The organism is Bradyrhizobium sp. CCBAU 051011 (assembly GCF_009930815.1).
GTDB lineage: Bacteria > Pseudomonadota > Alphaproteobacteria > Rhizobiales > Xanthobacteraceae > Bradyrhizobium.
Window position 1 is genome coordinate 1339464 of the sequence record NZ_CP022222.1, and the last position, 13137, is coordinate 1352600.

Genomic DNA, 13137 nt, shown 5'->3' on the forward strand with positions numbered 1-13137 from the left:
ATAGTGCCAGTCGGTCGCCGCCCGGCTATGCCGGCTTCGGGCGTCGGTACGTCAACTCGCCCAATGCCACGCCACCGCGTTCCAGGATTCCGTGCGCGTGTTGCCGTTTGGCACGACGCCCGAAATCCCCTTCTTCTGGCCCTGGACCGCATTGCTCTGGTACAGCGGAAGGAAGGGCAGGTCCCGACGGACAAGCTCTTGAACGCGATGATAGATCGCGCGCCGCGCGTCCGGATCGAAGGTTCGGGCTCCCTTGTCGAGCAACGCATCGACTTCCGGATTGGCGTACTGCGCATTGTTCGAACCACGCCCGCCCTTTGCTGCGATCGAACGCGAGTGAAGGCGATTGGTAACATCCGGGTCGGCCCCGATCAGATACGTGCTGCCGACTATCACGGAATCGAATTGCGATTGCTGCCAGAACTCGCCCCACATCACGGCGGCAGGCAAGTTCGATATCTTCATCTCGACGCCTAACTGCGCAAATGTCTGCTGAAGGAACTGCTGCGCCTGCTCGCGAAGCGGATCGCCTGACGTGGTCGAGTTGGCGAAGGACAAGCGGACGCCACCTTTGGCGCGAATGCCATCCCGTCCAGGGACCCAGCCGGCCTTGTCGAGTATCTTGCGCGCGCGGTCCAGATTGTACTCGTGTGCCGGCAGGTTGGGGTTGTAGTACAAGGATTGCTTCGGCATGAAGGTCTCCGTCGGCATCGGCACTCCGTAGTAGAGTCCCTGGATGATCGCCTCCTTGTCGATCGCCGCGTAGAGCGCCTCGCGAACCGCAAGTTCCTTGAACTGGGGACGCTCGAGGTTCAGGTAAAAGGACTCGAATGAGGCCCTTGGGACCAGGGTCACAACGCGGTTCGGCAGCGTCTTGGCTTCCCTATAATGGTCAGGGGTAATGTAGGGCTGACCCACGAGATCCACATCGCCGCTCTTGAACTGAGTGTAGAGGACGGTGAGATCGGGAATGTATTTGAAGACCAGCCTCTCGATGTGAGGACCTTCACCGAAATATTCGAGGTTAGCCACGAGTTCAAGATGATCGCCCGGGACCCGCTTGCCCCACTTGAATGCGCCGGTGCCGACCGGGGCCTGATTGAAGGCGGCGTTGCTTGGATTGGCCTCCTTCTCGAGGATGTGCTTGGGGACGATGAAGGTTTCGGTCAGGAACGACAGGTATGGCGCAAAGGCCTCTTCCATTCGCCACGAGATCTCGGTGGGCGAGATCACCGTGATGTCGCGCACGAGCGCATGGCCGGCCGTGCGCCAACTCCGGAAATTGGGATTCATGATCAGTTCGAGGGTGAACTTCACATCCTCGGCGCTGAAAGGCTTGCCGTCATGCCAACGGACATCGTCACGCAAACGAATTCGCCATTTGAGACCGTCCTCCGAAATACCGCCGTTCTTTTGGTTCGGCACTTCCAGGGCAAGGTTGGGCTGAATGACGCCTTGGGGATCGATGCGGAATAGCGCGTCGAAAACCGAGAAATGCACGCCATCATCGACTTCAATGTGTGCCATCAGCGGATTGAATACAGTCGGCTCTTGACCGAGTCCGACGATCACGCGGCCGGTCGGCTTTGCCGTAGAAGTGCGAGCAAGGGCAGGCTTGCCCAAGAGATTTGGCGCGAAGAGGCTGGCAGCTCCGCCGATCGCCACCATTCGCAGAGCATCGCGCCGCGAGTAGTTCGAAGTCGCAGAACGCTTGGTCATAACGTCTCTCCTCCCTTGTGGTGTCCGACGTGGCCTTCATCTTGAGGCATGCTCCCGTGCTGCTCGCCGGGGATCGCTGCCACCAGTTCTCGAGTGTAGGTGGATTTCGGGTTTAGGAAGATTTGGGACGGCGGTCCGCGCTCGACGATCTGCCCTCGATGCATGACGGCGATTTCATCGCAGATCTGGCTGGCGACACGCAGATCATGCGTGATGAAGATCATCGAGACACCTGTCTCTCGCTGGATCTGGTCCAGCAGGTTTAAGATCTGGGCCTGGATCGACACGTCGAGCGCGGAGACCGCTTCGTCGGCGATCAGCAACTTCGGTTTGAACATCAGCGCGCGGGCGATGCCGATGCGTTGGCGCTGCCCGCCGGAGAACTCGTGCGGATAGCGGTCAAAGGCTCCTGAGTCCAAGCCGACATGAGACAGAAGCTCCCGCGCCCGCTCACAAGCCTCGCTATAGGGCATTCCATGCGCGACCGGGCCGACTGTGAGGATGTGCCCAACCGTCGACCGCGGATTGAGCGACGCAAAAGGATCCTGGAAGATCATCTGGATTTTTGGCCGCAGCGACCGAAATTCGGCTTCCGAAAGCCTGGCGATGTCGCGGCCCTCGAACACAATCGAGCCGCTGTCGCACGCCATGAGCTTGATCAGCAGCCGTCCGAGCGATGATTTGCCCGAACCGCTTTCCCCGACAACGCCTAGCGTGCGTCCCGGCGTGAGATCGAACGTCACGCTGTTGACCGCAGGCACGATGCGCCGCTTGCCGAACAGCGCGCTACCGCTGCGGTAGGTTTTTGCGAGGCGTTCAACCTTCAGGATGGACACGCGGTCCGCGGATTGCAAGGGAACACGGTCCTTGCCGGTCAGGTGCGGCACAGCCGCGATCAGGCGTCGCGTATAGAGATGGTTGGGCGACTTTAGGACCTGCTCGGCACTGCCCTGCTCCACGCAACGGCCCTTTTCCATCACCACGACGTAGTCGGCGATTTCCGCTACAACGCCGAAGTCGTGGGTGATGAACATGACGCTCATTCCCTTGCGGCGCTGGATGTCGCGGATCAATTGGAGGATCTGCGCCTGGGTGGTCACGTCCAGCGCGGTGGTCGGCTCGTCAGCGATCAGAATTGCGGGCTCAAGTGCCAGAGCCATGGCGATCATCACCCGCTGCCGCTGCCCACCCGAAAGCCGGAATGGGTACTGGTGATACATGAGCTGCGGATCGGGTAGGCCCACTTCAATCAACAAGTCTATGGCCCGGCTGCGACGGGATTTCGGCGTCCCGACGTCGTGCGCCGCCATCACTTCCTCGATTTGCGCACCGACGGTCATCAGCGGGTTGAGCGCCGAGAGAGGGTCTTGGAAGATCATCGACACGACGCGGCCGCGCAGGCCGCGGAGCTTGTCGGGCGAGAGGCCGACGATGTTGATCCCGTCCAAGTGGATCGCACCTGAAGAAATGCGGATCACCTTCGGCAGAAGTCCCATGATCGCATTGGCGGTGACGGACTTGCCCGATCCAGATTCCCCGATGATACAGAGGATCTGACCGCGCTTCAGATCGAAGGAGATGTTTTCGACGGCGTAGGCCCGCTCCATTCCTCCCGGCAGACTGACGCTCAGGTCGCGCACCGAAAGCGCTACATCGGCCGGGGCTATAGCGTGGATGCCAGAGGCCATAAGAATATCCTCCCCTTTCAACCGAGTTCGGTCATCCCGCTGCGGGCGGAATCTTTGGCTCCTTGCGTCGCCACGCACCCTGGACAGCTCAACAATTCGCCGCTCAACCTGCCATTCCCTCATCGGAGGCTGCGACATGATTCAGGCCTCCTTGCGCAATAGGCAAGAGCTGCTGCTCAGACTGCAGCGCCGGCCGAATCGGCTACCTCCATCGAGTCGAAGCTCACAGTGCGTCGCCCTCATGGCTTGATCGCTTCCGTGAAGGTCTGTTCCTGGAAGGCTCATGCAGTTTGCCTCTACGGAGTTCGACTCGTCGATTGAGACTTATTCTCCTGAGTTTGACGACTTCAACTAACCTGGAGTCGCCGAATGGCAGCATCCGGGCAGCAGGAACTTCTGAAAACGAAGTCCGATTTGGCATTTCAGTCTGCGTCGCCAGGCCTGTTGGCGGGCGCGATGGACCGGTGTATGCCCCACGCGCGACGGAAGACCGATCCGATTGCGGAGGGTGTGCGTCGGGCTCCAGCGCTGCGAGATGCGGCGCTAGCGAAGTATTCTCGCAATAATAGCCTATACCGAAGGCAGCAAACCGCAGGATATTCCGTTCGATCGCGAAAGTCCGCGGGAGCGTGCCGCAATTTCTCGGTTACGATCCAGCAGCAACCGGAGCTCCCCACGATGAGCGCGCCGCTCATGCATATCGAATCCACTCCATCCCTGCCTCAAGAGGCAGACGTCGTCGTCATCGGCGGCGGAGTGGTTGGCGTGTTCACGAGCTACTATCTCGCCCGTCGCGGGCTCAAGATCGCCTTGCTGGAAAAGGGCCGTGTCGCAGCTGAACAGTCCAGCCGCAACTGGGGATGGTGCCGCCAACAGAACCGCGACGCGCGCGAGTTACCGCTTGCGACCAAAAGCCTCGATCTCTGGGAGCGAGTTGCCCAGGAGACCGGCGAGGATACGGGTTTTCGCCGCTGTGGCCTGTTGTATTTGTCGAACGACGAAAATGAGCTGGCCGGCTGGGCAAAGTGGCGAGACTTCGCCAGGACCGCCGGCGTTACGACGCATATGCTGAGCGCGGAAGAGGCGAGCGAGCGAGGCAAGGCGACTGGTCGCAAGTGGAAAGGCGGCGTCTTCTCTCCAACCGATGGGACGGCAGATACTTCAAAGGCCGTACCGATCGCCGCGCTCGCGATCATGGCGGCAGGTGGCACGGTACACCAGCAATGCGCGGCTCGCGGCATAGAGCTCAGCGCCGGCCGAGTCAGCGGAGTGGTGACTGAAGCGGGCACGATTCGGACGAAGACGGTGGTCATGGCAGGAGGCGCATGGGCCTCTTCGTTCTGCAACCAGCTTGGAATTCGCTTCCCACAGGTTTCCGTCCGCTCTTCCATTCTCGCCCTGGCTCCCGGCGCGGCCGGCCTGCCCGATGCCCTGTACGCGGGGCTCGTGTCGCTCACGCGACGTGGCAACGGCGGATACACGCTGGCAATCAGCGGGCGCGCGCGAGTCGACCCCACGCCGCAGCAGTTCAGGTTCGGCCGCGAATTCCTGCCCATGTTCGCCCGCCGGTGGCGAAGTCTCACTCCTGGGGCCTTCGAAGGCTTGCGGCAAGGTCACGAGTCGCTGGCGAAATGGAAGCTCGACGAGGTGACCCCGATGGAGCTGAACCGAACGCTCGATCCTCACCCCGATATGAGGCAGATTCGGCTGACGTATCGACGAGCCAGCAAGCTCGTGCCGGAACTCGGGCACGTCGCAATCTCAAACGTGTGGGCCGGCTACATCGACAGCACGCCAGACGGTATTCCGGCAATCGGTGAAGTTGAGTCGATTCCAGGTTTCATCCTGGCAGCGGGATTCAGCGGCCACGGCTTCGGGATCGGTCCCGGCGCGGGACATATGATCGCCGACATCATTACAGGTAGCGAGCCGATCGTAGACCCCCGCCCTTACAGGCCGGAGCGGCTGAAAATGAGCGCCTGGGGCAAGGTCAGCGAGTTCTAGAAAAGCAGTTTCCGTCCCGGTGGGAAAAGATGCTGGTTGATGCTATGACAACGCGTATGACGCTGAAGGCTCAAGGCATTGACGCCATTATCGCCCACCTCTCATGGCATTGCTATGAAGCTCGATAAGATCGACATCCGGATTTTATGCGAACTGCAGAAGAACGGGCGGATTTCCAACGTCGAGCTCTCGGAGCTGATAAACCTTTCGCCGAGCCCATGTCTGATGCGCGTCAAGAGGCTCCAGACGGAGGGCTTCATCACCGGCTATTCCGCCCAGATCGACGTGTCCAAGCTCGGGCAAACTCTGACCGTGTTTGCCGAAATCACCCTGAAGAATCATAGGCAGATCGATTTCGCTCGCTTTCTCACGACAATCGAGAAGATCGATTCCGTCGTAGAATGCCATCTCGTTTCGGGTGGGTACGACTATCTGGTAAAATTCATCACCGCAGGGATTAGCGAATACCAGGCGGTCATGGAACGCCTCGTGGAGATGGATATCGGCATCGACAAATACTTCAGCTTTGTCGTGCTGAAATCCCCCATCGTGAAATCCCATCTGCCGCTCGAAAGCATCTTCAATAGCTAATGAACAGCAGTGATTATCCTTTCATCGCCGCGCGGACGTCCCTGTCTTCGAGCGTCTGGTCGAGCGTGGTCTTAGTCCGTTCAATGATGCCGTCGATGTCCGTAGCCGTGCAGCAGAGCGGCGGCGCATAGCCCAGCACGCCCTGGGCAAAGGCGCGGATGACGAGGCCGTTGTCCCATGCGCGGTCGAAAATGCGGCGCGCAGGGTCGGCCGCCGCCGGCAGGGGCGTCTTGCGCTCCTTGTCGGTGACAAGCTCGATTGCGGCCAGCATGCCACGACCGCGGACATCGCCGACAAGGGGATGATCGGCCAGCGCGCGAAGACCTTCCATCAGGCGGTGCCCGGCCCTCCGGCCGTTTTCCAGCAAGCCATTTTCGTAAAGGTCAAGGCACGCAAGCCCGACGGCTGCGCTGACAGGATGTGCGGAATAGGTGTAGCCGTGGCCGACGGCCGTCTTGCCGGCACCATTGGCAATCGTGTTGTAGACGCGGTCGGACATCAGGACGGCCCCCATCGGCACATAGCCGGAGGTCAGTCCTTTTGCCGTGGTCATGAGATCCGGCACGACGTCGTCTTCCTCACAGGCGAAGAGCGGACCGACACGGCCGAAGCCGGTAATGACCTCATCGGCAACGAACAGAATATCGTGCTCCTTGCAAACAGCGTGCATTTCTTTCAGCCACGACGGCGGCGGAACGAGGACGCCTCCCGAACCCTGAATCGGCTCGACATAGAAGGCCGCAACGCGGTCTGCGCCCAGTTCGGCGATCTTGGTCTGCAGGGCCGCGACCGACGCAGCAATGATCGCCTGGGGATGGGTACCAACCGGATTGCGATAGGCATAGTGCGAGGGAATTTTGTGCTGCCAGCTATATGGTACTCCAAAACCCGTATGAAACGCCCGCAGCGCGGTCAAGCCAGACCCTGCCGTCGACGATCCATGGTAGCCATACTCGACGGAAATGAACTGGTCCTTCTGTGGCCTCCCCTGGGCATGATAATAGTACCGGATGAACCGGATCGTGCTGTCGACGGCATCGGAGCCACCCAAAGTGAAGTAGACATGGTTCAGGTCACCGGGCGCCAGTTCAGCCAGCCTGGCGGCCAGCCGGATAGCCGGGTCGGAGCCCAGTCCGAAATAACCCGTGGCATAGGGCAGCTCGCGCAACTGTCTCGTCGCCGCTTCAACGATGCTGTCCTGTCCGTAGCCGGCATTGACACACCACAGACCAGCAAAGCCGTCGAGCAATTGGCGCCCGGAGACATCGGTCAGCGTCGCGCCCTTTGCTGATTTCAGCACCCGCACGCCTTGCGCCTCATGGCTGTGATAGGATGAGACCGGGTGAATCAGATGCGCGCGGTCGAGTTCAATCAGCGAATTGCTCAGCATGTTGTCCTCCGGATCGATCCCAATGCGAGTTGCGGACACCCTGACGTTTTCGGACCCAAAGTAGAATGTCGAAGACAGCAGTTCCTCCTAAGCAGGAGACAGGTGGAGGAAGTTTTGACTTTCGTTGACGATTGACGTGGCATCTTATGCCGGTGCTGACGACACGCGGCAATTGACGCTCCCACGCGTCCCTCTTCGCGCAACTCTCTGCCAAAGCTCCAATCCGATACGACACAATATGCTCCCGGGCTCCGCGACTGCGGTGCTTTATCTCGTGGGCTGCTCATTATGATGCTTGTCGTACCGGCAAGCGGTGCGTGAGGACGGAAGGATACGAGCCATGGCGACGTTTAGACCTAAATACATCACCTTCGACTGCTACGGCACGCTGACCAATTTCGACATGGCCGGCGCCGCAAGGAGAATCTATGGCGCCGAGCTCTCGTCGACGGCGATGGCAAAGCTCATCAAGGATTTTTCAGCCTATCGCCTGGACGAGGTTCTCGGCGCCTGGAAGCCGTACTTCGAGGTCGTGCACAATGCGCTGGAGCGCGCGTGCAAGCGCAACGGTGTTGTATTTCGGCCCGAGCACGCCCAGCGCATCAATGAAGAGATTCACACATGGGGTCCACATGCCGACGTCCCGGCGGGTCTGGCCAAAGTTGCCAGGGAGATTCCGCTGGTCATCCTGTCGAACTCGATGAAGAACCTCATCATGTCGAATGCGGAGAAGCTCGGCGCTCCCTTCCACATGGTCATCACGGCGGAGGAGACCGGCGCCTATAAGCCGCAGATGAAGGGCTTCGAGTACATGCTGGACAAGCTGGGCTGCGGCCCGGAAGATATCACCCACGTCTCCTCCTCCTTCCGCTACGACCTGATGACCGCTTACGACCTCGGCATCAAGAGCAAGGTGTGGGTGAACCGGGGTCATGAGCCCGCCAACCCCTTCTATGAATACACCGAGGTCGCTGGCATCGACGGGCTGGCTGCGGCAGTCGGCCTGGAGCCCCTGCGCAAGAGTGCGTGAGCGCAATTTCTCTCAGGTTCTCTCGTTGCGCTTCACTCCTTCGAGAGCTTCAACAGGGATCGATGCGCTGTGAAGGAAAAAGGGGGCATTCGACCGCCCCCTTTTTTTGTTTCGGCCACTCGTCCAATGGACGCTTATTCCAACCCGCCGACGTGAAGCGTTTTAGTTTCGAGATATTCCTCTATCCCGAGCTGGGAGCCTTCACGTCCCAGTCCCGACTGCTTTACACCGCCGAAAGGCGCGACCTCGGTCGAGATCAGGCCGGTGTTCAGGCCCACCATGCCGAATTCGAGCGCCTCGGCAACACGCCACGACCGCTTCAGGTTCTCCGTGTAGAAATAGGCGGCAAGGCCGAACGGCGTGCCATTTGCGATCGCAATGGCCTCGTCCTCGGTCTTGAATCGAAACAGCGGCGCGACCGGTCCAAACGTCTCCTCTGAAGCCAGGAGCATCTCAGTCGAGGCGTCACCGAGCACGACAGGACGGGCATATTGCCGATCTTCCGGCACCGCTTCACTTTGCGCGATGATCTTCGCGCCCTTGTCCAGCGCGTCCGTGACATGCCGCTTGATCTTTTCGATCGCCGAGCCATTGATCATCGGTCCGATTTCGACCCCCTCTTCCGTACCGACGCCGACTTTCATTTTCGCGACCCGGTTGGCGAGCTTCTGTGCGAAGGCGTCGTAAATGCCTGCTTGCACCAGGATGCGATTGCAACAGACGCACGTCTGGCCCCCATTACGAAACTTCGACGCAATCGCGCCCTCGACGGCCCGGTCGACATCGGCATCGTCAAAGACGATGAACGGCGCGTTGCCGCCAAGCTCGAGACTGAGTTTCTTGATATTGTCGGCGGCGCCTTTCATCAGCAGTGCGCCCACGCGGGTCGATCCGGTAAACGAAATCTTGCGAACGGCTTCATTGGCCATCAGCTCCTTGCCGATTTCCGCCGGCATGCCGGTCACGATGTTGATCACGCCCGCGGGAATTCCCGCCCGCTCCGCCAGAACACCGATTGCAAGGGCTGAAAAGGGCGTAAATTCAGAGGGCTTGATGACCACGGTGCAGCCCGCGGCAAGCGCAGGCGCCACTTTGCGCGTAATCATCGCATTCGGGAAATTCCAGGGCGTGATGATCCCGCAGACGCCCACCGGCTCTTTCAGCACCAAAATGCGGCGATCGATAGTGGGTGAAGGGATCGTTGATCCGTTGATCCGCCGCGCCTCTTCCGCAAACCATTTGACGAAGGAGGCTCCATAGCGGATTTCCCCGAGCGATTCAGCAAGCGGCTTGCCCTGCTCCAGCGTCAGCAGAAGCGCCAAATCCCGCTCATGGCGCCGCATGAGCTCATACCAGCGCTCCAACAGCGCTGCACGTTCCGCATGAGCCTTGGCCTTCCAACGCTTGAACGCAGCGGCCGCGGCGTTGATTGCTGCCCTGGTCTCGTCAAGCCCCATGTCGGGGATGGTGCCAAGCACTTTCTGACTGGCGGGATCGATGACATCGACGGTGGCTTTCGTACTCGCATCCCGCCAATTGCCACCGATCAGCGCCTGTTGGCGAAACAGTTCTCTGTCCTTCAATGCTATCATGGACTTATTCCTTTGCCTTTGGGCCAACCCCGCCATCGCTGCCTGGATTTGCAATTGGCGAGACAAGGCGGCTCATCCGAGCAATACAGGATCGCACGCCGCATTTTTCATTGAGAATGAATGGTCTGACGGTCGTTCAATCTGGTCAGACGCGGCCTCGAACGTCGATTGTTCTGACGGCTGCCTATCGGGGCCGATCCCGAGCATCGCGCTCAGTCGTAATGGCAGACGTAGATCTTTCGCACGGTCTCGATCGTACGCCAGATCCCGACGAAGCCAGGTTTCATCACAAAGCTGTCGCCTGCGCGGTACCTCCGCGTCTCACCACCCTTTTCCTCGATTTCGATGAGGCCCGAGATGATGTGGCAGAATTCGAAGGTGGTGCCCTTGATGGAATGGGTCTCGCCGGGCGTAGCTTCCCAGACGCCGGTCAGCACCTTTTCGCCCTTCGAAGCGTCTTGCGCCCAGGTCTTGAATGATGGGTTGCCTGAAATGAGCCGTTCCGCATCGGGCACAGCGTTCTTCGGTGCGAAGTCCGGATTGATGTCGATGCTGATCAGAAGTGACATGGCATTTTCCTGTTAGTAGCCGAGGGTTCGATCGACAAGGCCGACCGGATTTCTGCCGGCGCGGTGGCGCCGGATGTTTTCTATGACGGCTTCTGCTGCCGTATGCGGTTGCGTCACGGACGCGATATGCGGCGTGATGATCACCTTCGGATGGGACCAGAGTGGATGGCCTTCTGGCAGCGGCTCGGGATCGGTGACGTCAAGCATGGCTGCCGCAAGCTGCCCGCTGTCGAGCGCCTCGATGAGTGCGTCCTGGTCAAGCTGCGGGCCGCGGCCGACATGCAGCAGCCTCGCTCCCACTGGCAAAAGCGAGAAGAGCCTTGCGTTCAGGATGCCGCTCGTTTGCTCCGTCAGCGGGAGAAGACAGACGAGGATATCCGTTCCTTGCAGGAATTTCCCAAGCTGATCTTCGCCATGGAAGCAGGTGACACCCTCAACCACCTGCTTGCTTCGGCTCCAAGCGGCAAGGGGAAATCGAAACGGCTTCAGACGATCGATCGCAGCTTGCGCCAGTGTGCCGAGGCCCAGGAAGCCCACGCGCCGGTCGGTCGCTTGGGACGTTGCAAGAGCTTGCCATAGGCCCCTTCTCTGCTGCTCCCGATATGCAAGCATCTCGCGATGAAGCGTCAGCACGCCAAGGACGACGTATTCCTGCATCATGCGTGTTATGCCATCCTCGACCATGCGCACGAGCTTCACGTGGCCGGGTATCGCCTCCGGCCTGAACTGATCAACCCCCGCGCCGAGGGAAAAGAGCACTTCCAGATTACGAAAGCGCGAGACATCGTCTGGCATGTTCCAGGTCAGCAGGTAGCGTACCTTTTCCGGGTCTATACATTCACTAGAATCGTAGAATTCCAGATCCGGAAGCTCGCGCGCAAAGGCCTGGCGAAAAATTGCACCCCGAGCGGTATCGGAATTGAAGAGGAACGCCATCGTATTCCTCTCATGTCCTCGCCGGGGGTGCCGGGCGCTGAATCCCTGCGGCAGCCTGGCAATAGTTGCGTACCCGACGGACCACGGCGCGGCTTTGCATACCTCGGGGGGTCGGAAATGCGACGAGGCTTGCACGGAATCCTTCAACGTTCATTGCATTCACCCAACCTGTCCTATCCCCGGATATTCAGAGGTTAACTGCAAGCTGGAGCGTTCCCTGCTGAATTGGGTTGCGCTATAGGCTGAACATTCCGAATACCGGCCACCAAACAGGCGAAACCTGCTGGCCTTCCGCTCTATGCTGCTGCAAAACACGCCTTGTGCGGTAACGCAGCAGAAGATCTACGGAGCGATATGCCGTAGGCTTTGGCATGCTGAAGGAACGGATGATCTGAATGGGACGAACGGTACGTGTGAAGTCCTTTGAACTGGCCGCGAAGGACATCAACGACGTTGATGTGACACTGCTCCACGCGCTCTCGACTGGGGTGGGCTGGCCGCATCGACCCAAGGATTGGGATTTCTTGCGCCGCGCGGGTCATGGCATCGTAGCCGTTGACGGCATAGGACGCGTCTTTGGCAGCGCGATGTGGTTCCCACATGGCCCCGAATTCGCGACCATTGGCTTGGTGATCACATCGCCCCGCACCCAGGCACAAGGTACAGGGCGATGGCTCATGGAGCAGGTGTTCGAGCGGTGTGGCGACCGGAACTTAACCCTCAACTCAACCGATGCTGCCTATCATCTGTATCTTTCGCTGGGCTTCAGGAAGGAAGCGGTTGTGTATCAGTGGCAGGGAGAGGTCGTGTTACCATCCCCACCGGTGCCAGTTCTGGACGGGGAATTGAAGCCTCTGCCAGCCGAGAATGTTGATGAGATTGCAGCATTGGACGAGCGCGCGTTCGGAACTAACCGTCAGAAGCTGCTTGCATTGCTTTCGGATGGTGCGTCAATCTTCGTCCTGAGCCGCGGCGGCGAGACCGTCGGTTATTCCATGAAGCGCGAGTTTGGGCGCGGTCATGTGATCGGTCCCATCGTCGCTAGCAATGATTGTGACGCAATCCATCTTACAGCCGCGCATCTTAAGGAACTCAAGGGACGGTTCGCCCGCGTCGATACGCGGGAGCGGACGGGTCCCTTTGCCGACTTTCTTCAGCAAAGCCGCCTCGGGATGAACGACACCGTCACGACCATGTCCAAGGGCAAGCAATTCCTGAACCGAGAAGATGACAAACCGTGGGTTTACGGATTGGCCGGCCACGCGTTGAGCTGAAGCTGTGAAGCATAGGACGAGAAGGGGTCTGTAGTGATACGCAACCTATTTCCCGTCCGCAGTCAGCAGGAACTAGCTCCACTCCACTCGCAGTCCGCTTTGCTCCCATTTTACGACGGGCATCCGATTGATCCTCAGTGCCCGTCTTCATTCGTATGAAGCTACGCTCAAAGGTGTTACAAAGCTGCAAGCGGACCACTGCTACTGTAGGATACGCAGCCCGTCGCTGCTTCGAGTTTGATTTGCCTTGGCTTGCGACGTAGCAAGTTGACGTAATAGAGCCAAGTGATACGTTTTTGAATGCGCTGGCGATACAGCCAATTGAACCCGGACGGGATAAAGGC

10 protein-coding genes are annotated in these 13137 nt (G+C 59.5%); 4 read left to right on the plus strand and 6 right to left on the minus strand.

From position 1 onward, the window contains the following. Positions 1-51: 51 nt before the first annotated feature. Both ACH79_RS06450 and ACH79_RS06455 read right to left on the minus strand, forming a co-directional pair. Positions 52-1719 carry a peptide ABC transporter substrate-binding protein gene (locus tag ACH79_RS06450; protein WP_161850262.1) on the minus strand — a complete coding sequence of 556 codons (1668 nt, stop codon included), beginning with the start codon at positions 1717-1719 and terminating at the stop codon, positions 52-54. After that, positions 1716-3407, minus strand: coding sequence for an ABC transporter ATP-binding protein (locus tag ACH79_RS06455; RefSeq protein WP_246738450.1), 1692 nt, complete (start codon positions 3405-3407; stop codon positions 1716-1718). The genes ACH79_RS06450 and ACH79_RS06455 overlap by 4 nt, the downstream gene beginning before the upstream one ends. Positions 3408-4085: 678 nt before the next feature. Between ACH79_RS06455 and ACH79_RS06460 the strand changes: the two genes are divergently transcribed. Then, entirely contained in the window at positions 4086-5411 is a 1326-nt protein-coding gene (locus tag ACH79_RS06460) for an FAD-binding oxidoreductase (protein WP_161850263.1), read from the plus strand. A 114-nt stretch (positions 5412-5525) separates the two neighbouring features. Continuing rightward, a complete protein-coding gene (locus ACH79_RS06465) occupies positions 5526-6002 on the plus strand; it encodes an Lrp/AsnC family transcriptional regulator (protein ID WP_161850264.1) in 477 nt (158 codons plus the stop codon). 13 nt (positions 6003-6015) lie between these two features. On the opposite strand, the gene ACH79_RS06470 is transcribed toward ACH79_RS06465, so the two are convergent. Continuing rightward, positions 6016-7392: an aspartate aminotransferase family protein gene (locus tag ACH79_RS06470; protein WP_161850265.1), complete on the minus strand. Its 1377-nt coding sequence runs from the start codon at positions 7390-7392 to the stop codon at positions 6016-6018. Between the two features lie 340 nt (positions 7393-7732). Between ACH79_RS06470 and ACH79_RS06475 the strand changes: the two genes are divergently transcribed. Then, a complete protein-coding gene (locus ACH79_RS06475; protein WP_161850266.1) occupies positions 7733-8422 on the plus strand; it encodes a haloacid dehalogenase type II in 690 nt (229 codons plus the stop codon). Between the two features lie 134 nt (positions 8423-8556). Here ACH79_RS06475 and ACH79_RS06480 read toward each other — a convergent pair whose 3' ends face one another. From ACH79_RS06480 to ACH79_RS06490, 3 genes are all read right to left on the minus strand, one after another. Then, positions 8557-10014: an NAD-dependent succinate-semialdehyde dehydrogenase gene (locus tag ACH79_RS06480; protein ID WP_161850267.1), complete on the minus strand. Its 1458-nt coding sequence runs from the start codon at positions 10012-10014 to the stop codon at positions 8557-8559. A 212-nt stretch (positions 10015-10226) separates the two neighbouring features. After that, positions 10227-10583, minus strand: a complete 357-nt coding sequence (locus ACH79_RS06485; RefSeq protein WP_161850268.1) for a cupin domain-containing protein — start codon at positions 10581-10583, stop codon at positions 10227-10229. 12 nt (positions 10584-10595) lie between these two features. Next, a complete protein-coding gene (locus ACH79_RS06490; RefSeq protein WP_161850269.1) occupies positions 10596-11519 on the minus strand; it encodes a glyoxylate/hydroxypyruvate reductase A in 924 nt (307 codons plus the stop codon). 395 nt (positions 11520-11914) lie between these two features. Here ACH79_RS06490 and ACH79_RS06495 point away from each other — a divergent pair, with 395 nt between their 5' ends. Further along, on the plus strand, positions 11915-12793 hold the full coding sequence (locus ACH79_RS06495; RefSeq protein WP_161850270.1) for a GNAT family N-acetyltransferase: 879 nt from the start codon (positions 11915-11917) through the stop codon (positions 12791-12793). Positions 12794-13137 lie beyond the last annotated feature (344 nt).